At 35.6% G+C, this 24,489-nt stretch carries 17 protein-coding genes; 8 read left to right on the top strand and 9 right to left on the bottom strand.

Annotated elements, in window-relative coordinates:
* Window positions 1–630, top strand: coding sequence for a helix-turn-helix transcriptional regulator (locus tag ACU696_RS12990; protein ID WP_209101534.1), 630 nt, complete (start codon window positions 1–3; stop codon window positions 628–630).
* On the opposite strand, the gene ACU696_RS12995 is transcribed toward ACU696_RS12990, so the two are convergent.
* Window positions 627–1,163 (bottom strand): metallophosphoesterase family protein, encoded by a 537-nt coding sequence (locus ACU696_RS12995; protein WP_109912229.1) that lies wholly within the window; start codon window positions 1,161–1,163, stop codon window positions 627–629. The two genes, ACU696_RS12990 and ACU696_RS12995, sit on opposite strands and share 4 nt — an antisense overlap.
* 127 nt (window positions 1,164–1,290) lie before the next feature.
* The gene (locus ACU696_RS13000) at window positions 1,291–2,214 is read right to left on the bottom strand and encodes a LysR family transcriptional regulator (RefSeq protein ID WP_238564649.1); all 924 of its coding nucleotides are present in this window, start codon (window positions 2,212–2,214) and stop codon (window positions 1,291–1,293) included.
* A 94-nt stretch (window positions 2,215–2,308) separates the two neighbouring features.
* Between ACU696_RS13000 and ACU696_RS13005 the strand changes: the two genes are divergently transcribed.
* Together ACU696_RS13005 and ACU696_RS13010 are read left to right on the top strand one after the other, a co-directional pair.
* Window positions 2,309–3,493 (top strand): MFS transporter, encoded by a 1,185-nt coding sequence (locus ACU696_RS13005; RefSeq protein ID WP_209101531.1) that lies wholly within the window; start codon window positions 2,309–2,311, stop codon window positions 3,491–3,493.
* Between the two features lie 142 nt (window positions 3,494–3,635).
* Window positions 3,636–4,514, top strand: coding sequence for an alpha/beta fold hydrolase (locus ACU696_RS13010; RefSeq protein ID WP_109912226.1), 879 nt, complete (start codon window positions 3,636–3,638; stop codon window positions 4,512–4,514).
* A 43-nt stretch (window positions 4,515–4,557) separates the two neighbouring features.
* Here ACU696_RS13010 and ACU696_RS13015 read toward each other — a convergent pair whose 3' ends face one another.
* A complete protein-coding gene (locus ACU696_RS13015) occupies window positions 4,558–5,442 on the bottom strand; it encodes a DUF362 domain-containing protein (protein ID WP_109912225.1) in 885 nt (294 codons plus the stop codon).
* 191 nt (window positions 5,443–5,633) lie between these two features.
* Window positions 5,634–12,953, bottom strand: a complete 7,320-nt coding sequence (locus ACU696_RS13020; protein ID WP_209101511.1) for a C80 family cysteine peptidase — start codon at window positions 12,951–12,953, stop codon at window positions 5,634–5,636.
* Window positions 12,954–13,204: 251 nt separating this feature from the next.
* Between ACU696_RS13020 and ACU696_RS13025 the strand changes: the two genes are divergently transcribed.
* Both ACU696_RS13025 and ydeE read left to right on the top strand, forming a co-directional pair.
* Window positions 13,205–14,362: an iron-containing alcohol dehydrogenase gene (locus ACU696_RS13025; protein ID WP_109912223.1), complete on the top strand. Its 1,158-nt coding sequence runs from the start codon at window positions 13,205–13,207 to the stop codon at window positions 14,360–14,362.
* 303 nt (window positions 14,363–14,665) lie between these two features.
* Window positions 14,666–15,856, top strand: coding sequence for an efflux MFS transporter YdeE (ydeE, locus tag ACU696_RS13030; RefSeq protein ID WP_447343121.1), 1,191 nt, complete (start codon window positions 14,666–14,668; stop codon window positions 15,854–15,856).
* 61 nt (window positions 15,857–15,917) lie between these two features.
* Here the strand turns inward: ydeE and ACU696_RS13035 are convergent, their stop codons facing one another.
* Window positions 15,918–17,069 (bottom strand): MFS transporter, encoded by a 1,152-nt coding sequence (locus tag ACU696_RS13035; RefSeq protein ID WP_109912222.1) that lies wholly within the window; start codon window positions 17,067–17,069, stop codon window positions 15,918–15,920.
* Window positions 17,070–17,604: 535 nt separating this feature from the next.
* Here ACU696_RS13035 and ACU696_RS13040 point away from each other — a divergent pair.
* Window positions 17,605–18,852: an MFS transporter gene (locus ACU696_RS13040; protein WP_209101508.1), complete on the top strand. Its 1,248-nt coding sequence runs from the start codon at window positions 17,605–17,607 to the stop codon at window positions 18,850–18,852.
* Window positions 18,853–18,903: 51 nt separating this feature from the next.
* Here ACU696_RS13040 and ACU696_RS13045 read toward each other — a convergent pair whose 3' ends face one another.
* From ACU696_RS13045 to ACU696_RS13055, 3 genes are all read right to left on the bottom strand, one after another.
* The gene (locus ACU696_RS13045; protein ID WP_004910885.1) at window positions 18,904–19,113 is read right to left on the bottom strand and encodes a hypothetical protein; all 210 of its coding nucleotides are present in this window, start codon (window positions 19,111–19,113) and stop codon (window positions 18,904–18,906) included.
* Between the two features lie 244 nt (window positions 19,114–19,357).
* On the bottom strand, window positions 19,358–20,434 hold the full coding sequence (gene ada / locus ACU696_RS13050) for a bifunctional DNA-binding transcriptional regulator/O6-methylguanine-DNA methyltransferase Ada (RefSeq protein WP_109912220.1): 1,077 nt from the start codon (window positions 20,432–20,434) through the stop codon (window positions 19,358–19,360).
* 170 nt (window positions 20,435–20,604) lie between these two features.
* Window positions 20,605–21,783 (bottom strand): MFS transporter, encoded by a 1,179-nt coding sequence (locus tag ACU696_RS13055; protein WP_109912219.1) that lies wholly within the window; start codon window positions 21,781–21,783, stop codon window positions 20,605–20,607.
* Between the two features lie 117 nt (window positions 21,784–21,900).
* On the opposite strand from ACU696_RS13055, the gene ACU696_RS13060 reads away from it, so the two are divergent.
* A complete protein-coding gene (locus ACU696_RS13060; RefSeq protein ID WP_109912218.1) occupies window positions 21,901–22,800 on the top strand; it encodes a LysR family transcriptional regulator in 900 nt (299 codons plus the stop codon).
* 2 nt (window positions 22,801–22,802) lie between these two features.
* On the opposite strand, the gene ACU696_RS13065 is transcribed toward ACU696_RS13060, so the two are convergent.
* On the bottom strand, window positions 22,803–23,657 hold the full coding sequence (locus ACU696_RS13065) for a helix-turn-helix domain-containing protein (protein WP_109912217.1): 855 nt from the start codon (window positions 23,655–23,657) through the stop codon (window positions 22,803–22,805).
* Between the two features lie 153 nt (window positions 23,658–23,810).
* Between ACU696_RS13065 and ACU696_RS13070 the strand changes: the two genes are divergently transcribed.
* Entirely contained in the window at window positions 23,811–24,353 is a 543-nt protein-coding gene (locus ACU696_RS13070; protein WP_004910874.1) for a GNAT family N-acetyltransferase, read from the top strand.
* Window positions 24,354–24,489 lie beyond the last annotated feature (136 nt).

The raw sequence follows: 24,489 nt of genomic DNA on the forward strand, positions 1-24,489 counted from the left end.
ATGTCAGATCAAAAAGATAATTCAATACTGGCTCAAGTTGAAATTATTGCGAAAGGTCTTAGTGAAACATTTGCCCCTTTTTGTGAAGTGGTGGTACACGACCTTAAAAATCCGGAACACTCCATCCTTTCTATTCATAATAACTTATCTGGTCGCGAAGTTGGTGAACCTACTACCGAACTCGGCCATGCAAGAATTGAATCTGCAGATTTTCCGAATATTATTGCTAATTATGCCAACCAATTTTCTGATGGGCGCCCAGTAAAAAGCACTTCGATTGGTATTAAAGATGAGTCAGGACAATACATTGCCGCATTGTGCTTAAATCTGGATATGACATTATTTAGAAGTATGCAAAGTATGTTATCGCAATTTATTGACGTGGGTAATAGCCCAATAAAAGAGCATATTGAGCCTAATGGTGCAGAAGCCATTCGCATGCGTATTGACCAATATGCTGCCACCTTAGCTGCGACACCACGCACATTGAAAGTAGACGAAAGAAAAAACTTAATTGAAGTGCTACGCAATGAAGGCCTGCTAGATATCAAAAAATCTATGGAAACAGTGGCTCAGCACTTAGGGATATCAAGAGCCTCGGTTTATTTGTATGCAAAAAAAGAAAGTTAACGATTGGCCTTTTTTAATATCTGTTTAATGCTGATGGGGAAAAAATCATTTACATCCACACCGACATTAATCGCTCGGGGCCCTAACACCGCTAAGCGCTTAAACTGCTCTGGGTCTTTCCCTGAATTATGAACATGACCATATAAATGAATCGCATCACGAAAGAAGCCTTGCCATTCTAATATTGGGTAATGGAATAACACTAATTTTTGTTTTTGATATTCCAACTCATAATAGCTTTTAACCCATTCAAACAACGATTGGTCGAATTCGGGGTCGTCTAAAAATTTATCATGATTGCCACGAATCAAATATTTTTTCCCTGCTAAGCGACGTAATATTTTATTCGCATCCGCGCCATTCCCCTTGTATAAAAAATCACCGAGTATGTAAATCTCATCATGCTCAGTAACATACGCATTCCAGTTATGAATCAACGTATCATTCATGTGACTGATACTCTTGAACGGTCGGTCACATAGGTTAATAATATTTGAATGGCAAAAATGGGTATCTGAAATAAAGTAAATCATATAAAACCTAAAAATATATTAATAATAATTCTACTCAAGCAAACCATTTGCTTACTATTTATCATATCTCAATGATTTTTAATTGCTTTACGGAATTAGCTGAAAACAGACTTATTTAGCGTAATAATCACTCCCAAATTGCCCTTCCTTCCCAACACTCATCAATTAGCGCTAAAAACTCACGAACTTTAGGGGGTAAATAACGTTTTGTCGGGTATAGCGCACAAATAGGTGACTCAGGCAGGGAAAACTCGGTTAGCACTGGCACTAATCGGCCTTTTTTGATTTCCTCACTCACTAAAAATGCACCTAACTGGCACACTCCCTGTCCTTCTATAGCTGCGGCGAGAATAGCCTCGGTGTCATTTAATACTAAACGCCCTTGAGCTGGATAATTTTGCAAATGCCCATTAATTTTATACTTCCACGACACATTATATCCTCGGTGCCTAAACACCAGCATACTGTGATACTGTAAAGCTTGCGGGTTTACTGGTTCACCGCGCTGCTGGAGATATTCAGGGGATGCGCACGTGATTAACCGATGTGGGGCTAAGACTTTACGGACTAAACGGTTATCATCCATTCCGCCAATACGGATCGCAATATCAAAACCATCGCGCACAATATCACAATAGTCATCATTAAAATCTACATCCACCTCAACCTGTTCCCATTGTGCTAGATAACGTTGAACGAGAGGTAAAATGAAACGTTTTCCAAATACCACAGGTACCGTTATCCTTAATAATCCTTTTGGTTGTTGCTGGCCTTGGCTTAATATATTTTCAACTCTTTCAATCTCTTGTAATATGTTAATGGCAGATTCATACACCAATTGACCTTCATCACTTAAATGAATACTTCGTGTCGTTCGATGTAACAAGCGAGTTTGTAGACGATGTTCTAGTCGCCCAATACATTTCCCAATCGCTGAACGCGATAGTGCTAGCCGTTCGGCCGATTTCGTGAAACTCAGTGTTTCAACAACATCCACAAAGACTTTTAAATCAAGTAGGTTATCCATCACTAGAGAAGCTGAATTAGACACGATTTATCCCCAATATTTCTACATTTGATATATTTATCTCCTATCATGTCCCCTATATGCTATTTCAACAAGTTTATTTTTAGTTAGGTAGAATATGTTTTCACAATGCATTAAACATTCAAATAGCATCAGCACACTTCGTTCATGGGGGGCAATACTGACCTTAACCCTTGCCACTTTTATTGTTGTGACCACTGAAATGTTACCCGTCGGCCTATTAACCCCTATTGCCAATCAGTTTTCTATTTCTATCGGTTTGAGCGGGTTGCTTATGACTTTACCTGCTGTCGTGGCTGCAATTTGCTCACCATTGGTAATTTTATTTACCGAACAAATTGATCGTAAAAAATTGCTGATTTTTGGTGCACTGCTGCTCGTTGTATGTAACTTGTTTGCGGCAATCACGTCTCATTTTACATTGCTATTAATTAGCCGCTTATTTATTGGTTTATGTATTGGCATTATATGGGCGATCGCAGGTGGAATAGCACCGCGTTTAGTGGCATCAGCACATGTTAATTTAGCAACATCAATGATTTTTGGTGGAGTGGCTGCTGCCTCGGTAGTGGGGATTCCATTAGGCGTTTTTATGGGTGAATGGTGGGATTGGCGCAGCGCATTTTTCTTAATGAGTGCCTTATCATGTATTTTATTATTGTTAATGGTAGTTCTTTTACCCTCTTTACCGACGGTCACACCACCTTCTGCTAACGCTTTTATTGCACAATTAAAACGCCCAACAATATTACTTGGGTTAGCCATTACCTTACTTTTGGTATCAGGGCATTTCATGGTGTTTACCTATATTAGACCGCTATTAGTCGCTAATATTCATGCAACAGGTGAACAACTTAGCATTATGCTATTTTTTTATGGTATCGCGGGCATTTTGGGGAATTTTATCTTTGGCTTAACGGCGGGGAAAAAGCTTAATTTATCCTTGTTTATCATTATAACAATCATTATTGCTTGCTTATTTTTGCTTGCTATTTTACCCCTGACAACATTAATTGGCGGCCTAACTATTATAGCTTGGGGAATGGCTTATGGTGGTGTCTCCGTCACATTGATGACATGGATGATTACGCACAGTCTTCAACATATTGAAATTACGGGCTCACTTTATATTGCTTTTTTTAATGCAGGCATTGCTTTGGGTTCTGCTTTAGGCAGCATGGTTGTCTTCTTATATGGGTTATCTGCTAACCTCATCATCGCAGTTCTATTACTCACAACGGCGCTACTGGCACTCGCTATTTATCACCTTAAAACACATTAATCTGACATTCTTCATCAATAAAATGATTACCATGATAAACTTCGATTATATCATAGGTAATCATTGCCATTTTTTATGGCTCGTAATTGCAACGAAACTACGGCATATAAATAGCACTATTAATGAAGATACCGGAAGAAAAATGACCAAAACCAATTCAGTTCCACTTTTTTATGATTCATTTGGTACACCAGATAACCCGACTATAGTCCTCATTCCTGGCTTAGGTGGCCATAACATTAGTTGGACGTCAGACTTTTGTCAGGAAATTGCAGATGCTGGTTTTTACCTGTTACGTATAGATAACCGAGATGCGGGTTTATCTCATCATATCAATGAGTTCCCACCTATTGATTTAGGGGTATTGATTGAAAAAATGCAACAAGGTGAGCCTTTCGCTGTTCCTTATACCTTATTCGATATGGCTGAAGATATTATCCATCTCTTAAATACGTTATCTATTGATAAAGCCCACTTTATTGGTCGTTCCATGGGCGGAATGATTGCCCAAATAGCGGCAGCGAAATTTCCTGAACGTACATTATCTCTTTGTGCAATCATGTCATCGACTGGGAACCCGACTTTGCCACAAAGTGCTCCCGATGTTATGCAAATGCTGATGAGCCCAAGTGCTAACCCAAAAGAAGATTTAGAAGGATATTTGTCAGGACAGCTTGCGTTTTATCGCCGGATCAGCTCAACGTTTGGCCCATTTGATGAAAATTATTATCGTGAATATATACTGCAATCACTCGCACGCAATCATTCACCAGAAGGCACTAAACGCCAAATTGTGGCTGTTGCCGTCACCGGAGATTTGCGTTCTTATATACAGCACATTAATGTACCCACATTAGTTATTCATGGTTCAATCGACCCGCTCTTCCCATTAGCCGCAGGGCAAGATATTGCTAACAATATTCCGAATGCAAAATTGGAAGTTATTGAAGGTATGGGCCATGAAACGCCACCAATGATTAATCCACAAATCGCTAAACTGATAATTAATCATTTAAATTAATAAATTCGCGTACTAAGGCTCTGAAAATGAGCCTTAGTTACTATTATAACCACCCTTGTTTCTTATGCTGCGCACAAATTGGGCAAATATGGGTATTTTCTTCCCAAGAAGAAAAAGGTAAATGGCAGGTATTACACTGCGCATCATAATAATGGAAAATTTTTGGTACGCTATTTTTGGCTGTATATGCTTGTACATGGATAGATTTAGGAAAACAAACGACTTGGCAACTCATACAACCAGTACAACGTTTTTCATCTATCAAAAATTGGTTATTTTCAATTTCTATCGCATGCTCATCACACATCTTGGCACAAGCACCACAAAGAATGCATTTTTCTGTGTCTAATTCGACCTTAAACCAGCTATCTTCAGGGTAAAATTGTTTTCTTGCATTTAATCCTGTTTTCACCTGGCCCTTATCTAACGGCTTTGAATCCAATTTTTGACGAAATAGCATCATCCGACGACCGCTATCGACTTGTTCAGGCTGAACAATACGTAATTGCCAAATAGGTTCTTGTAATATTTTGAGTTTTAAATTTAATGCCGCAATCGTTGGCAACCATTTATCAACCCAGGGTTCAGCAATTTGCATACCACGAATGCCATATTGCCGGTGCCAAACAATCAGTTCGTCCGCATTCGCAATGGGTTCGTCATGTTTTACTATCAGAAACTCCCCTTGATAGCTGCGTTCGTGAGGCTTGATATTTTCAATAGCATCGACAGGGCAAGCAAATAAACAATTACCACATTGAAAACACAATTCATTATTAATTTCTGCATCCATATGGCTAAATGACACAGCGCCAACAGGGCAGCTGATGGCACAATTATCACAGATGCTATTTTTCAGGCGTTTTCTTACGCACTGACCGTTAATTATGGGTTCAGGAGGCAGCTCTAAACTAATAAAACGTCTCATTGCTCTACACTCTCCCGTTACAACAAAAATAACTTATTTAAAAATTGTTATATTTAATAGTTAAATTCTAGCATTAATTTTCACACTATTTTAGTACAACACTCTGTAGATAAAGATGATTTGGGCTAAATAATTACTTAAAAACCACAAAAATCTCTGTATTTTGGAGCCTTGTGGTTTACGTCTCCTTTCTAACTTGCTTTTTTCATATAATTATCAACAAGGTTGGTGGGCTCCCAATTCTTCTGTAAATATTCAATATCCTGAATACCAATACAGTTTTCTTCGTCTTGTAGGCGTAGTGTCGCTAACGTCTCCACTAAATGATTTAATTTTTGTTGGGTGGAATGCTCATTTTGCCCCTCTAAAGACTGCACATGAACTACAGTGGGAGCTATCGTATTCGGATACTGAAATATTTTCACACTACGTCCCTGATCTGAAGTATAAGTATATCGAGTTGCATTACTTCGGTGGTCAGGTTCCTCTCGAATAACGTCCTTATTAAAATTAATTAGGTAAATCGTGTTTTCACCGCCAAGGCTATACAACGAATTCCAGCCTACAATTTCGCCATTGATAATAAAACTATTTTTTCCGCTAGCATCTGTTAACAACCCATTTGAACCATTAGAAATGAAGACATCATTCCCTTCACCACCATATAAATTGGTATCACTTATTGATGCATAAAGAACATTATTTCCGTAAATACCATCTGGAATTGAAATGGCTCCAGTTACCGCTTGCGCTTTAAATACCCGCCCGACTCCACTTCTATCCCAAACTTTTTGTTCTGGTCCTTTTGTTCGAATAAACAAGCGCCTAAATGGCGTATTTTCACTAATATGTATATTTTTTGTCTTTGTATCAATAATTGATGAAAAGTTTAACTCGTTAGAAAAATTTTTAAACTCATCCATAGGGTGCCAAATCTGTTCTGGCGTTAATTCTTTTTTATATTGACGCTGTTCAGCAAGGTAGCGAACTAAATGTGCCATTCCATCATTATGAATATGGGCGGGCATATGGGAGGGTAACCGCTGATGATGACAGACTTGATTATTGCTATTTTCATTATTTTTGGGCATTTTTACTTTGACTGTACGCAAATTAGATTGCGATGTATAAATATGATAAGTCTCTTCCCGTTCGTCTATGACCTCATACTGTGTTTTAAAATTAAATAAATGAATATTATTAAATCCCACTTGATCTAATATTTCTGTATTACCGCCCCCTTTACTTCCATCAATTAAATAGTGGTCATTTCCTCCTTGTCCATCAAGTTTGTCATTACCCAAGTCAGATAGAATTAAATCACTATTTTCACCACCATATACATAATCATCACCGTTACCTCCATACAAAACATTCCCTCCTCCATTTGAAATAATAATATCATTACCATCTCCTGAATTTATGATATTCCCTATCATGCTGTTGTCATCAATTAGGTCATCACCATTGTTTGTATCTAAAATAGGATAACGGAAATTATATCCCTTAGGGATTTTTATGTAATCATTATTTACTGTTGGTAATTCCAAAAATTCAATTGGTTCAATGTTATAAGAATCCTGCCCCATTTTTATCCTAAATAAATTTCCATGACCGTCTTTAATATGAATTTCTTTACTTATTTGGTATGATAAATTAATGAAGCTAATTTCAATTTTTTCATTACTGAATTTATCATATAAAAATATTGATTTTCCCAATGCCTTGATATCAAACCCATTCTCATAAGGTAATAAAATGGTCATATCAAACTCATTTTCCATTTCTGGTTTAATATTTGAAAAGTCAAAAATGATTTTACCTTGAAAAATCTGATCTGGGTTAACTTGATAAACATCTCTTCCTTTAGTAACTGTAATATAACTGTTTCTACTGACCATTAAAAGGTGGCCATCGTTATTCTCTCCTTTATACTCTAACTTACTCGCTAACCCATGAAATTTAAAATCCCCCCATAAAGGTTGATCATATATTTCATTATCAACTGAAATTGTTTTTTCACTCTCATCAATACTCATTGTAGAGCTAGCGCCACCCTGATAAGTAATATTGAAAATATTTTCACTTATAATGTGTGAAGCACTTAAATCCAAATTATTTAGCTTAGTATTTAATACAAATCCGTCCCTTGTATATAATTGATACCTGTGAAATATTCCCCTACCATTACTATCGATTCTATACGTGTTTTTTAAAGTAACATTCAGTGTTAAAATTTTCGTTTCTGGCTCTTCCAATTTCATTTCAATAGTTAATATGAGATCATTACCCGAAATACTGGCCCCCTTTATTTCGCTTAACATATACCCTAAATTCACTCGACTTTGACCTTGTATTTTTTCAATAATTACAGCTGATAATTCTAATAAATCATCATTTAATTCATCTTGATTATTGCGCCAGTCAACACGACGTAGAAAATAGTTATCATCGCCTTCTCCACCATTGACTATCCCTGATTCAAATATTAAATGGTCATCCCCCTCCATACCTTGAATAAATGCAATCATTGCCCCTGCATCTAATGTGTTGGATTCTTTATTACCTAATAATTCTGTTGTCGTAGAGCTATCTCCAATTAGCATCACATCATTAACATTGTGCAAATGAATCTTCTTAACTTTATGATTAATGAAGGCCACCTCTGACGTTTCCTTGTTCAAATCGATATCTATTTTACTGTTGGATGGAAAGTCTTTAATGATTATACTATTATTCCCTCCATTACCATCAAAATAAATTTCGTTAATTTCTTCAATGTTATTATCAAATAATAATGATAAATTTGTAATATCATCTTTTTCGCCGCCTACTAGAAATTTACTCCCTGCATTGATGTTAAATAAATTTTTTGAATTTTTTTTCCCAACGATAACATCTATTCCATTCCCTGGGTTAAAACTAATGTTTTTTTGTTTGGCTTCATTTTCATATCGGTAACCAATATTTTGCATACCTTCATAAATAACCCTAGGATTTTCACTTAATAATTCCCTTGCAATATCAATAGGCTGGTTTAAAAACTCTTCTCCTAGTCTATTCACTCTAATATCATTATTTATATCAGGATGGATCGTATTGGTATAATTATTTCTAGCCTGAAATAGCCGTAGCTCTGATGCTGATAAGGAACTTAGTTGTGTAGCAACTGACTGTTTTTTCTTTATGTTATAAGAAGTAGTTAGCTCGTTTTTATGTAAAAATTGTTTTAGTAATAAACTATCATATTCAGGATTAAGCACAAGAATGTCATTGGCAACCTCCTCGCCAATATTCTTATACGCGATAGGAGGCGTTTTATTCACCAGTCTAAAACGATAATTAAAATTCAGTTCATTGACTCTCTGTGTTTGAAAGCTTTTTATCCAACGATTATCTTGAGAATCATAATGATAATTTTCCCGAATAAAATTAATTTGTTCGATGGTATAGTAAGGCCCTATTTCATCACTATCAATATGACTAAGAGGTCCACGGCTATCCACATCCACAAACTCTACACTACTAATTATTTTTGAGTTATTTCTATAATAAATATAATGTTTGATATGTTCAACAAGGATCGGTTTACCAACCAATTGCAAGTGTTCATCGAAACCCTGATATAAAAATGACGACTTGAACATATCTAAATCTTGTTGCCAATTTATATTTTTGAAGTGTGCTAAATGCTGTTTATAACTAAATCGATTTAATATGTTGTCTGAAGGAGGGAAACCAAGTGCAGCACGAATACCTTCTCTGGCTTTTTCATCCCAGCATAGAGATTCACCGAGCTCATCTTCAATTTTTTCTACTGCGCGAATACCTGTATATACCATCCCTCCAATTAATAAGGAACCCGCAACAATTAAACCAACGACAGGTATTACCGATGAGCCAATGATTATACCAATTATAGTTACACCACCCACAATAATGTTAGCAATTGACAAAGAACCATTCACAATTAAGTCTTGGCGCTCTTTATCATTTGTAACCCTGTCTAGTTGTTCAAATGCTTCACAAGCTTGATAAATATCTAATCCCATTCCAATTAAATTAAATATAATTGTAATACGAGCTGTAATTTTTGATGATACATTAAATGACCCGTATTGCTTGTAAGCCAGCTTAAGTAAAATGGGCTGCAAGACCATATCCCCATAATTAAAAAATGCATTTGCACAGGCCAAATCAAGGTATTTCTGTATCTCCCTTTTTTCTTGCTCTGATAGAGCAGGATTATCTAATTCATCAATCAACTGGTAAACAGAGTTGATCGTTAAAAATATCCCTGTCGAACCGATTCCTTGTCCGAAATAATTAACTATTTTGGCATAGGCTGGTAATTTCATGCCGATGCGCCGTAAATCCCCCACTGCTTTATCTACACCTGCTTGATTATCAAGTTGTGATCCCTGAATAATTTGCAATTGTTCATGTAGTACTGCCCGTGGTTGGATCTCTGAGTTAACATCAATGCGTCGTGTTATTTGGTCATTTTGCAAACTCTTATTAAGCATTTTAATGAGATTAGTATCTTTTAGATCCTCAGTTAAAAAGGTTAGTTGGAAGGCTAATTTATCAGGGTTAAATTTAACATCCCCCTCCCAGTTAAGTACCTGAATATGCTTAAAATCTAGTGGCTCACCATTTATTGTTGCCCCAATATCTCTAAGTTTATTTAATGATGTTACCTGCTCGCCAAAAGTAACTTCCGTATCATCAATCACTGATATTGCTGATGACTTAAAAAAAATATCTAGCTCACTCATTATGCTTTGCCGCATCCTGAGGTATGCTTCACTCTCTGTATTTATGATTTGCACTTCACCAAACAAGGCTTCGCCTACTTTGTGCTTAAATCCCGCAATATTTCCTCTGGTTGATACTGAGCCATCCTCTTGCGTTATTTCTTGGTTAATATAATCATTAAAAACATTAGATAAGTGTTTCTTTGCCTGATTAAATTCTGAATGGCCAATAACAAGTTCGACACCTGTCGTATCAGATAAAGTCAAAAAATACTTATCATTACGTGAATAGCTTGTAATTGTATATATTTCCTTATCACTTTGAAAAGTGATAATCTGATTATTTTCCATATTATCAAATAATAATATGTGAGATTGCTCGTTAATTTCATTAGAAACAGCTCCTAATAAATCAAGATTCGATTGATATATTTCATCAAATCTATTGAGCACTTCTTGCTCTTTATTGGTAATATTACTTAATTCTTTTTTCCGTGTTAGCTTGGTTAAAACCTCAAACTTTTCATTAAGTTGCAAAATTTGTTCGTCAGTTAAATTGCTATACTGTAAAAAACGTAAAAAGCAGATATTCTCAAATGAATGTATTTCAACTGGCAATTTATTTATTGTAACATTGAACCCCATTTTATATGATAACTGAGATAATGCTGCATAATTCGATTTTCGTTTTTCATGTAAATCTAAAGTTAATCTAAATTCTTTTTTTAATGACTTTTCGTTTCCAAATGGAGTTTTAATATCTATATAGAGGATTAAAAAATCATCAATATATTGATTATATTTTCTTAATTTCATTGGATCTTGGACTAGTTTTAAAACTTCTGCATGATTAAAGCCTTGCCCACTAGGGAATAGCTCACTCAAACGTTTTATAGACTGCTTACCTAAGTAGTTTATTTTTTCAGGTTGGAGGCTCAAAAACTCCAAAATATTTTTTACTTCAATAGCTTGCTGTTTAATCCTAGTGGTGTCATCATCAATAAATATTGAATTCCACATATGAGAGAAATCATTTTCATTCTCAGCGTCACAAATTTTATTAATTTTTTTACTGATAATGGGGTCATATGCTGCAATATTTATTTTGTTCTTATCGACACTTCCATCTTGGAATGTAAAATACCCTTTTAAATAAAGATGTTTATTAATATCAATATGCTCTGCTAGTAAATTACCTATACTAATATCTTCAAGTAATGCTTTTATTTTATGTCTTGGTTCAAAATTATTTTCAAAAAAAACTTTAGTATATATCCCATTTGTTTTTAGCTTACTCGTTAACTCCTCGCCAAAAATCACCTTTTCTTCTTTTGTCAAAAGTGCCTTTTTATCGGTTAAATATAGAATAATATTTTCTGGCATTTTAAAACCATATCTTGTTTTTAACACATTTAATGAGTTTGCATAGTTTTGAATAAAACCAGGTTCAGAATGAATATTGTCTATTAATATCCACTGTTGTTTAGTTACTTTTAGTAAATGCTCTATGTCGCCATACTCTGAGAAAAATTCCATTGTATTCGGGTTTAATTGAAACAATAATGTGCTATTAGGGAGCTCATTAACGAGATCTTCAGCATATTTTTTGCCTACAACGCCTCTTCCTGAGCGAATAATAATTTTGACAGTATCGTTGATTTTTTGCGGATTAGCATTCACATTGATTTTATTAATCATTAACCATAATGGTGTTTCTAATATTCCAACATTTTCATATTCACGAATTAGTTCACTTCTAAAATCACTATTAAATTGAGTATCTTTCGCATTTAACTTCTGTTTAAAAATAGCGTATGCATCATGATTAAAAGCCACTTTTTTAATCAAATCAATATCGATTTTATACTCATTATTTGGATCCCTAAAAATATCCATAGCAGTAGAATGCTCATCTTTGATTAATTGCCAAACTTCTAACTCACCACTTCTTAGCTCATCGATAAAATATAAACTGGCATGCTTTCCATTAATATAGCTCTGTTGGTTAATTTGGTTAATATTAATTTCCAACCGCCAATTTTTAGTAGACTGTTTTTCCCCTGCTAAATTATATGGCCAAGTTATTTTTTTACTGTCACTCGTGATACCGATAGGTCGATTATAACCTACTACTGGAAGGTATATTCCATACTTAGCTAATTCGACACTTGCCCTAAAAACAAAGTTTTCATTTACCCCCCCGCGTCCTAATTGGCAGCCTGCCAAAACAATCTTATTAGGTGGATATGCCTTCAGTACATCATTTTTAAGATACTTCAAACCTGTAATAAGTTGGTAAGCTTGGTACCCTTCAAGGTGGCTTTGCTGGTTACGTCCAGTATATTGACCATGGCCAATAACCGCCCAACGTATTTTCCCGTTAACTTGAGTTTGTAAATCACCATGTAGTACTTTCCACTGTTCATTTTTAATATCAAACTGTATAACAAGTGAATTACTAGGAAATTTTGCTAATAATCTCCCCGTTGATTTAGCTGCTGAGTCATCACCTCCTATTTGGATTAAAACATGATAATTATATGTCGAGTCACTTGTAGGCCGACTCATTAAATGATGAAAAATTGTAAGCCTTGTGAATTCATCTATAGGATTAAACCAGTTAGATATATTTTTAAGTTCGGAGGACTGCTCCCCTACTAATGGGCTGCCATCTATGTGTTCTGTTAAAAATATAAAATCATCATCTTTATTAATTATTTCATCATTAGTTTTCTTATCATTTATATTTATCATCTAAATTTTCATTCCTTGTCAAATTAAAACCCATCTTCAACTTAACAAGATTGCCACATCAGTAAAATATATAAAAAAACAATTAAGATTAACTACAACTAACAACGCTCAAGATAATTTCTCTATTAAAATATAAGCCATCAAATCGATATGATACACAATCATTTTAATGATTATATTATGTTTACTTGTAATTATATTATATGCATGTAATTATTTGGATTCATTTCTACTTTCTGCGAAGGCCATATATGAACAATTTCGAATTTTATAACCCCACTCGTATCATGTTTGGTGAAGGTAAAATCAGTGAACTTGACCGAGTTATCCCTAAAAATGCTAAGGTTCTTATTTTATTTGGCGGTGAAAGTGCAAGAAAAACAGGAACCTTAAATGAAGTTGAGCAAGCTTTAGGATCTCGAACATTCGATCATTTTGGTGGAATTGAAGCTAATCCTCGTTATGAAACCTTGATAAAAGCGGTCGATAAAATTGAAAAGGAAGGCTTTGACTACTTGCTGGCTGTTGGTGGCGGTTCGGTCATTGATGGCGTTAAATTTGTTGCGGCAGCGGTAAATTATCCAGGTGATAAGTGGGAAGTGGTCACCAATAGAGGCACTACCATAAATACTGCGCTACCGTTTGGAACTGTATTAACATTACCTGCTACAGGTTCTGAAATGAACAAAGGTTCTGTGATTACTCGTGAAGAACTACACTCTAAACTTGCATTTATGAGTGACCACGTATTTCCTCAGTTCTCTATTCTTGACCCAGTCAAAACCTATACCTTACCGGCTCGTCAAATCAGTAATGGCGTCGTTGACGCTTTTGTTCATGTGATTGAACAATATTTGACTTATCCAGTAAATGCCTATGTACAAGATGCATTTGCAGAAGGTTTATTGAAGACATTAATCGAAATTGGACCTAAAGCGCTAGAGACTCCGAAAGATTATGATATTCGGGCTAATTTAATGTGGACAGCCACATTGGCTTTAAACGGTTTAATCGGTGTTGGTGTTCCACAAGACTGGTCTACCCATATGTTAGGTCACGAAATTACTGTGTTGTATGGTTTGGATCATGCACAAACACTCGCGATTGTTCTACCGTCCATGCTGACAGAAAAATTAGCCCAAAAACAGGCCAAATTAGTGCAATATGCCGAACGAGTTTGGGGAATTACGTCAGGTACAGAACAAGAGAAAGCACTCAAATCCATTGAGTTAACTCGAGAGTTCTTTGAAAAAATGCGAGTGGGTACTCGTTTCAGTGACTACCAGCTGAATCAAGATGTTATTGAGCCCTTAGTCAATAGCTTGGCTGCACATGGTATGGTGAAATTAGGTGAGCACCAAGATATTAATTTAGATATTAGCCGCCGAGTATATACTGCCGCTTTATAATGTTTACTTCTTTCGAAAAGGTGCAAAATTGCACCTTTTTCTATTTTAACGTCAAGATTCCTTCGCCTTATAACTCACTTTAAATTCTTGGTGATTACAACAGCATATAACATTTAATTATCAAGATTGTATTTCATATTACCAGATTTTTAATTGAGAATGGTACATTAGCATCAGCAAAATATTGTTTTCAATTTTGAGCATTAATCACCATATCTCACCGCAGTAAATTTAGGTATTTTATAGCTTACAGAACGTCTGAAACAAATCTATAACAACAATTAATGAGTTAGGTTGTGTGCCATGTTATCTAAATTTAATATATCAAACAGTGCATTACTTGCATCGTCACTGCTCTTAACTATTGGGCGTGGTGCGACATTGCCCTTCATGGCTATTTACCTGACCCGTGAATATAAAATGGCTATTGATATTGTTGGTGTTGCAATGTCAATGGCTATGGTAGTCGGTGTTTTATTTAGCATGGGTTTTGGCATGCTAGCTGACCGCGTAGACAAAAAACGCTGTATGTTATTTGCTGTTATCGCCTTTATTTGTGGGTTTATTGCAATACCTATCGTTAATAATGCAATTTTAGTTATTATTTTCTTTTCACTAATAAATTGCTCTTATTCCGTATTCTCTACGGTACTAAAAGCGTATTTCGCAGATACCCTCACCGTTGCATTAAAAGCAAAAATATTTTCCTTAAACTATACCTTTATTAATATAGGCTGGACCGTTGGACCACCAATTGGTACTTGGTTATTAATGTATAGTATTAACTTGCCATTCTATTTAGCCGCAATTTCTGCCGCTTTTCCGATATTTTTTATACAAAGGTTTGTACAGAGCATAAAGCCGACACCATTAGGAGAAGGCCAAGTCCGTAAATGGAACCCTGTCGCTATGCTACGAGACCAAGTGCTAGCTTGGTTTATTTTATCAACGTTTTTAGGCTCATTAGTTTTCGGTACTTTTACGACTTGGATATCCCAGTACGCCATTACTGTAGCGGACAGTGATTTCGCTCAAGTGGTTATTGGTGTTATTTTGCCTGTGAATGCGATTGTCGTGGTGACGTTGCAATATACCGTCGGAAAACGCATCACCCCAGATAATTTAAGAAAATTAATGACATTAGGCAGTCTATTTTTTATTTTAGGGTTGGCAACCTTTATGTATGCCCATGAAAATTTATACCTTTGGGCTCTTGGTGCCTTTATTTTCACTCTGGGTGAATTAATTTATGCCCCTGGTGAATATATGCTGATTGATAGTATTGCACCAGACGGAATGAAGGCTAGTTACTTTTCGGCCCAATCTTTAGGGCTGCTTGGTGGTGCATTTAATCCGATGTTAACAGGGGTTGTATTAACAGAACTTCCACCCTATTTTATTTTTATTATTCTTATGTTTATTACATTTTTAGCTTGGCTATCCATGTTAAATGGAATGCATCTAAGAAAGAAACAACTATTAGTTGCCCAATAGCACTCTTTTCTCCACTGAAAAACCATTTTCGGTGGAGAAAAATAAGCAATCTACTATCTTTTTATTCTCTGTCTTTTCTCTGTCTTGTCGGGAAAACTAAAAAAATAGCGGAGCTCAAGAATATAACAATCATGATCATAGAAATCACAAGGTGACCTTTCGAAAAAAATAAAGAAAATACGGGTAGTGCAGATAATAAAACCAAGTTGTTCACACTCTCGGATATCGACAAGACAAAACCTTTATTCTCTGCACTTTGCCTTGCTAACATTGAGGTACTTATGGGAGATGCTAATCCCAACATCCCCCCAAGAATAGTTAAGCATAAGCCATGACCAATTAACGAAAGCCACCCACTAAGAAATAACATAATCGCAGCCATGATTATTAAAATAATAACAATGAGTTTTGTATTATTTGACGTCTTAATCCTCTCTATTCTTGCAACCAAACCATTGCCACATAATAATCCGACCCCGAATAATCCCATTAGACTGCCAACTTCAACGCTTTCTAAGTGTGATCTTTGCCTTAATATTTCACCCGCAAGCAGAAACATACAGACTGACACCCCATTCCATAGACCTTTCGCTAATATAAGTCGAACAATACCTTTTTGTTTAATCGCTATGAAAGATAATTTTTTACTGGTTACTTTTTGTGAACGAGGTAGCGTAAATATCCCTATGATGAATACCACTAAGCACCCTACCGCGGTATAAATAAATGGCGCGTACCACGCAAAATACTGAACTAATGCCCCAGCGATGATAGGCCCGGTAATAATACCGACAGTCATTCCCATCATAATGTTTCCCATTGCTGCAGCTTGCTTACTTTCGCTCATCACATCAGCAATAAGGGCAAAGATAACCGGAACAAGTGCGGCAGATGCTAATCCACCAAATCCTCTTAAAACTAGTGCAATCAATAAATTAGGCGCAAAAATAATAACCAAGCTATCAAGTGATAATAACAAAAGAGCCATGAGTACAATTTTTCGTTTATCAATTCGATCTGATAAGAAACCTATAATAGGCGCTGCCAAGGTATAGGCCAATGCATAAGCTGATATCAACCAAGCAATTTGGTCGGGCTGAACATGAAAAACATTTGCTAACGGCGATAAAATCGCCGATAACATGAATTCTGCGGTACCCACAAGGTATACCGCTACTGCGGATAAAAGCAGCAGGTAATGAGTAGATATCATAATATTCTCGTTTTGATATACATCGAATTTCCAATCATTGTTTATGATTGGTACTTTTAAAATTTGAATTTTAAAAAAGTAGTTGAGGTAAGTTTTTTGGTAGCGAGCCACTAGGGCGCAGTCAAGCTGACTACTGGAAATGTTGAGATATTAATTGGGATAGCATACTGAAAGTATGAGGCTGAAGAGATGCCTATTAAATCTTAAATATTAATTAAATTCAAGTAATACCGACTAAGTTAAATATATATTAACTATCATTTAATCATCTTAAATTCAGAAGAGTTAATTCTCACACTTATTTTATTATATCTTTATTTTGATACGTGAAATCTCCTATAAAAAGGGACTAATTCCTACAACTAATCGATGATTTGCCTCTTCCATATCAAAAAAAACTCACATTAACTATTTTATAATGCTCAAACAATAACAAGATGGGTGCTTCCATGTTTGGTTATTAAATTAATTGAAAAGAACAGTTTATTTAATAATTACATTAAAGCATGTTTAGGCTAACGGAAGGTGTATAAACATGAATATCACTGCTCGGCTGAAATTCGTTTCATTTCTTCAATTTTTTATCTGGGGCTCATGGCTGGTTACTTTTGCGTCTTACCTCTTCAATACCTTACATTTCAAAGGTGGTGAAATTGGCCTGATTTTTAGTACATTAGGCATCTCAGCTTTATGTTCACCGATTATTATCGGATTTATTGCAGATAAAATTAATAACCGAAAACTGGTGTATATTGCTTCACATATTATTTCTGCTGTATTTTTGATCGCAATGGCGCATAGTGACTCAATAACCTTGCTATTTATTATGACATTAGTTCACCTAATGTTTTATATGCCAACTATTTCCGTTTGTAATAGCATTGTTTTTGAGATGTTGAGCGCAAAAAAACTCGATTCGGATGTTTATTTTCCCAAAATACGCGTTTACGGCACCGTAGGTTTTATTGTTGCTATGTGGACAATTAGCTTATTAAAATTGGAAATGAGTTTTTATCAATTATATGTAGGTGCGATCGCATCCGTGGTCCTCAGTATCTTTTCTATTTTCTTTATTTCAACACAGGCCTGTAAAATTGAGAAAAAAGAACAGAAATCTAGCTTTAGTTGCCAAAATATTATTTTACTCTTTAAAAAGGGGCGAGTTGCAGTATTCTTGTTTTTTGCCATGCTATTAGGTTCTGTCTTACAAATTACCAATACCTTTGGCGTTCCCTTTTTACAAGATATGGCATTAATGCCTGAAGCTAGAGGCTCGGTTTTTTCTGAATACCCCACTATCTTTTTATCGATATCGCAATTTTCAGAAATTGTCTTTATTTTACTCTTGCCGCTGTTACTCACAAAATTCAAAATTGAAACCATCTTATTTATGAGTATGATTGCATGGATTTTACGACTAGGCTTATTTGCTTATGGTGATTTCACTGCGATTGGTACACTGGCATTATTTTTATCCATGGTTGTATACGGCTGTGCATTTGATTTCTTTAATATCGCAGGAGCACTATTTTTGGAAAAAGAAATTGCGCCCGAATTTCGTTCAACAGCACAAGGCGTATTCACCACATTAGTCAATGGATTTGGTACGTTTTTAGGGGCGGTATTATGTGGTTGGGTTATCGAGCTTAATACCGTCAATGGTATAGTAGATTGGAAAACCTTCTGGATGATTTTTACAGGTTACACGGCCAGTTTTACACTTCTCTATGTGATTTACTTATTCTATTCTAAAAATAGTCAACCGAAACCCACCATTCAATGACTATTATTCCCCTTATTCATGACTCATATCTACTGAATAAGGGGTTTTATATTATTTTAAGCTTGTGACTTTTAATGCTTCCCCTAATATTTTAATTGCATTGCGTCGCCTTGCGATTAATGGAAGCGCATAGTTTATTCGCAAATGATTAAGGAAACATCCGCCGGTCGAGAAATGTTCCCCTGTTAAAACGGTGACTTTATTACGATGTAGAATATCGAGTAATTTACGACTATCAACCGGTAGATGTTCAACCCACAATGAAAATCCTCCTTGTGGCCGCGAAATACGAGTATTAGCAGGAAAATGGGTTTCAACTAACTCTTTATATTGGCATGTTACTTCTAAAAGTAAAACTTTAGTTCTAGATACTATATTGTGTTTACTAAACAGCACCTATTATATATTAATATAGGTGCTGTTTATTTTAAATATTCTAATTAAGGTAGTTCACTAGAAATAATTATATGAATACTATGGTTACCCGTGATCCCCTTAGCTATCATTAACTATTATCTGCCTTATACTGGGCTTCTTTTAACAATAGCGCTTGTTTTCGGTCAATGCCCCAACGATAGCCTGAAAGGTCACCATTACTCTTAACCACTCGGTGACAAGGAATAGCGACAGCTAACATATTTGCACCACAGGCATTAGCTACCGCTCTGACGGCACTAGGCTTGCCAATTTTTTCTGCTATATCACTGTAACTTACTGTTTCCCCTACTGGAATATTACGTAAAGCTTGCCAAACGCGTTGTTGAAATGCAGTGCCTTGAATGTCTAATGGTAAATTTAATCCAATTTCAGGTGCTTCAATAAAACCTACCACCTGAGCAACCAGTTGCTCAAAGCCGTCATCTCCTCCAATCAGCTCTGCTTTTGGGAATTTATCCTGTAAATTATTCAATAACTGCTCAGGGTCATCCCCTAACAAAATGGCGCAAACACCTATCGGACTTTGTGCAACCAATAGTGTCCCTAATGAGCAAACCGCAAGAGCAAAGTAAATTTTACTGCCCCCCCCTCCTGATTTCCATTCACTCGGCGTCATTCCTAGTCGTTGAGATGAGGCTTCATAAAAGCGACTATTTGATTGATAACCCGCATCATAAATAGCGTCAGTAATTCGTTTTTTTTCTTGAAGCCGTTGTTGCAAGGTTTTATGGCGAAATGCATCCGCATAGGCTTTTGGTGTTAACCCTATTTGCGCTTTAAACAAACGGTGGAAATGATAGCGACTCATACCAATGTAACTAGCTAATGCAGCCAAACTCACCGTTTGCTCTTGCTGTTCAATATAACGACAAGCTTTCTCAATTTGCTCTTGATAAAATTGGGTTAATTGTGATGTTTCTGTCCGAAAGCGTTTTCCTGCACGATAGCCTTGTTCAATCGCTTGTTGCTCATTATCAAAAAACTCAACATTATTTATATTTGGTAAACGGCCAGCAGCAGACGGATGGCAATAAATAGCAGAGGTTCTTACACCGTAAACAAAGTGACCATCCGCGGCTTTATTCCTTTCAACCACCGCTTGCCATCTCTGTTCTGGCGTATTCCACAAATTTTTAGTTGTCATCATGTCGCCCTTCTTTAGTTAATTGCATTAATTATGACAAACTACAATTGCAAAAAACTCCGAACATTGCTTTTTAATTCAAGTTTTATTTATTCCGTGCGAGGGATCCTTTTAATCCACTTAACGGTGATTTTACATTAATTATCAAATGAAGAATAAGTACAATAAAATTAGCTGCATGCAATTTCAGTTTCCATTTTAGAATCGGATTTTTTGCGAAAAACAACCAGAATAACCATAATTCCCAAAACAGCGACTAGTGCCCCCATAAAACTAATCATTGAATAGCTATACCCATAGGATAAAACTATCCCACCAATTGCTGCGCCAATGGCATTTCCTAAATTAAAGGCACCTATATTAACGGAGGACGCTAAGGCTTGCGCACCTTTTGCTGCATTCATGACTAACATTTGAATAGGAGGAACAATACCAAAGCTAAAAATACTCCATACCATTAGGCCGACACCCGCACCAAATGCATTTACCGCAATAAATGGGAATATAGCCATGCTTAATGCCAACATAATGAAAAATATTATTAAAGTGCTAAAAAGTGACTTATCTGCAAATAACCCACCAATATAATTACCAACAGTAAAGCCTATACCGATAATCACTAACATTATTGTGACCATTTGGTCTGAAGCCTGAATAAAATTCATTAACATTGGTGTAATATAGGTATACAACGTAAACATTGCGCTCGCACCTAACACAGTAGATAACATGCCTAACAGGACTTGAGGGCGCCGTAAAATACGCAATTCATTTTTTACATCCACTTTTGTCCCCATTAGGTTATTTGGTAAAGCCCAAATTAAACTTATAATCGTCAAAATGCCTAAAATTGAAATTAAATAAAATGCCTGCCTCCATCCTACGACTTGTGTTAATTTCGTCATCAAAGGTACGCCACCAATATTGGCTATTGTTAACCCCATGAACATAGCCGCTATTGCACTTGCTTGTTTTCCTGGAGGAACCACGCTTGCCGCAACAATTGCGCCTAATCCAAAAAATGCACCATGATTTAAACTGGTAATAAAACGAGAAAGTGACAGGGTCACCAAATCAGGTGACATTGCCGATAATACATTCCCAATAGTGAAGATCGACATCAAAAATACTAATGCTATTTTAGGGCGCCTTTTGACTAACAATAGCGTCATAATAGGTGCACCAACCATAACTCCAAGGGCATAAATAACCACTATCACCCCCACAGAAGGAATGTCTTCTTTAAGATTGTCAGCAATATAAGGAAGCATTCCCATTGGTGAAAATTCTGTTGCTCCAATAGCAAAAGCCCCTATTGCTAATGCTAGTAATGCCGTGTTAATTCTCATTTAAAAACCTTATTGAAATAAATTATTAACATTTTTATTAATGAGCAGAATTTTTTCACATTGATACTCAATTAAAAAGGCGTTAAGGTGAAAATAACTTTTGCCGGATATGCAATAATGAAAATAACTTTTGAAGAGCTTCAGGCCTTTATTAGCGTTGTAGATTGTGGTTCTATCACCGCAGCAGCAGAGCAATTAAACATGACAATATCGACAGTAAGTCGTTTATTACTCAGGCTTGAAGAAAAAATAAATACGACGTTAATCTACCGAACAACTCGTTCAATTAAACTTAGTGATGAAGGCGCTGCATTTTTGCAGAAATCGCGAAAAATAGTTGAACTAGCTCAAGAAGCTGAAGATATGCTCTCAATACGACAGACTGTTCCTTCAGGTAAATTACGGATAGATGCATCAACTCCCTTTTTGACTCATGTTATTGCCCCATTGATTCCACAATTTTATGCACTTTATCCGCAAATCGAACTTGAGATCCATAACTATGAAGGAATTACAAATCTGTTAGAAAAACGAATTGATGTAGCTTTTCGTATTGGAGTCCTCAAAGATTCTTCACTCAATGCCACCTTATTAGGTTTTAGTCGACAACGACTCGTTGCCAGCCCTGATTATCTTGAAAAATATGGCGTACCGGAAAGTATTGAAGAATTAAAACAACACTGTTTATTAGGCTTCACTCAACCTGATTCATTAAATATTTGGCCAATAAAAACTCATGATGGGGATTTATTTAAGATTTCACCTGATATTTCAGGCACTAGCGGCGAAGTTTTATTTCACCTTGCAGTTCAAGGTGCAGGCATTTTATGTTCAGCTGATTTCGTCACACTAGACGCTTTCGCTCGTGGTGAATTAGTACAAGTATTAGAAAAGAAAACCATTAAAACTCGCCAACCTATAAATGCCGTTTACTATCGTAACCAAGCTGTTTCACCACGCTTACGCTGTTTCATTGAATTTATAAAAAAATACTCAACAAAGATTGAACCACATTAATATTATTTATTTTTCCGTTCTTTTTGTTCAATGCGTTTTTTAAATCCCGTTAACGTCATCCCTGTATGCCGTTTAAAATAGCGACATAAATAAGATGTATCTTCAAAGTTTAATTCATCCGCAATTTGCTTAATGGATAAATTACCAATTTCTAATAATGCCTTTATTTCTAGAATCACTTGCCTATCAATCAATACCTTTGGTGAGTCTTTAAAAAAACTTTGACTAATTTTAGATAAGTAAAATGGTGTGATCGACAATTGCTCCGCATAAAATTTCACTTCTTTATGCTGTTTACAGTAGGTCGTAATTAAGCCCCAAAAACGCCAGCACAGTTGCTCTTGGCGGCTTTTATTTTCTGGTTTGATAGAAGTGTGTTGTGCATGATTACTAATTTCTAAAAATAAATTTTGCAAATGATTTTTTAATTGTAATAGCCCATGACCACTCCAGTTAGACACGATAGTTAGAAGAATATATCTCCAGCTTTCAAATAGTGCAGCTTTTTCTAATGGCGTTGAAATCACAGGGAAGTCATTAAAAAAAGCAAAAAGTTGATGTGGTAATGCATAAGCAATTTCTACTGCTAGCTTTTTATCAATCAACCAATACTCCAAACGAAATTTGCGTGATTTGGCTTGTAGCATTGCAAAGGAATCATCGTACAAAACGATTATGTCGTTTTTTCGTACTGGATACCGTTTGAAATTAATATTGAATGTTGCATATCCTTGCTTGCACACACAAACCGCCACATAAGATGTTTTAATCGGTTTAAATTGCATTTTATCCATATGGCTTTCACCAATCCGAATGACTTCAGGCAAATCAATTTGATAATTTTTTAAATGCATCATGATCGTTGTACTTTAATTTGCACCATATCGCACTACCATAACAAATAAGTTGTTATAAGTACCTAAAATGAACAAGTTATGCCCTTATTTTATTTCTATAAATACCTAAAATAACTTTCAAGTTAGGAGATAGCGTAATGAGGAGATGATAAAATGGTACTTACAACAAATAGGTTAATACTGCGTCCTTGGCAAGAAACAGATGCCGCGGATTTATATTTCTATGCAAAAGATGAAAGAATTGGCCCAATCGCAGGTTGGCCTACTCACAAAAGCGAAGAAGAAAGTCTTTCTATTATCAAAAATATTTTTATGCGTGATGAAATTTACGCTGTGACGTTAAAAAATGAGAACCAAGCTATTGGCTTGATTGGTTTATCATTCAGCCATGAAAGTAATTTTCCTATTGGTGAAAATGACGCAGAAGTTAGCTATTGGGTTGGTGTACCGTTCTGGGGAAAAGGCATTATTCCAGAATCAATTAACGCCATCATTCACCATGCTTTCACTGATTTAAAATTAGATAATTTGTGGTGCGGTTACTTTCAAGGTAACGAACAATCTAAAATTGCTCAAGAAAAATGTGGCTTCAAATACTATGCAACTCTTGAACCACAATTTATTGAATTAATTGGCGAAACTAAAACAGAAGATATTAGTAAAATAACAGCTAAAGAGTGGCAAGCTCGACAGTAATATTTGATTCTATCTATACATATGGCCAACATTTATCTGTTTGGCCTTTTTCTTATTAATTTATTGTCACAACGTATTTCAAACTACATAAAATTATTCTACCGTGTTCCTATTAATGCTATGATTTTTCAACAAT

Source organism: Providencia sp. PROV_01 (assembly GCF_053098325.1).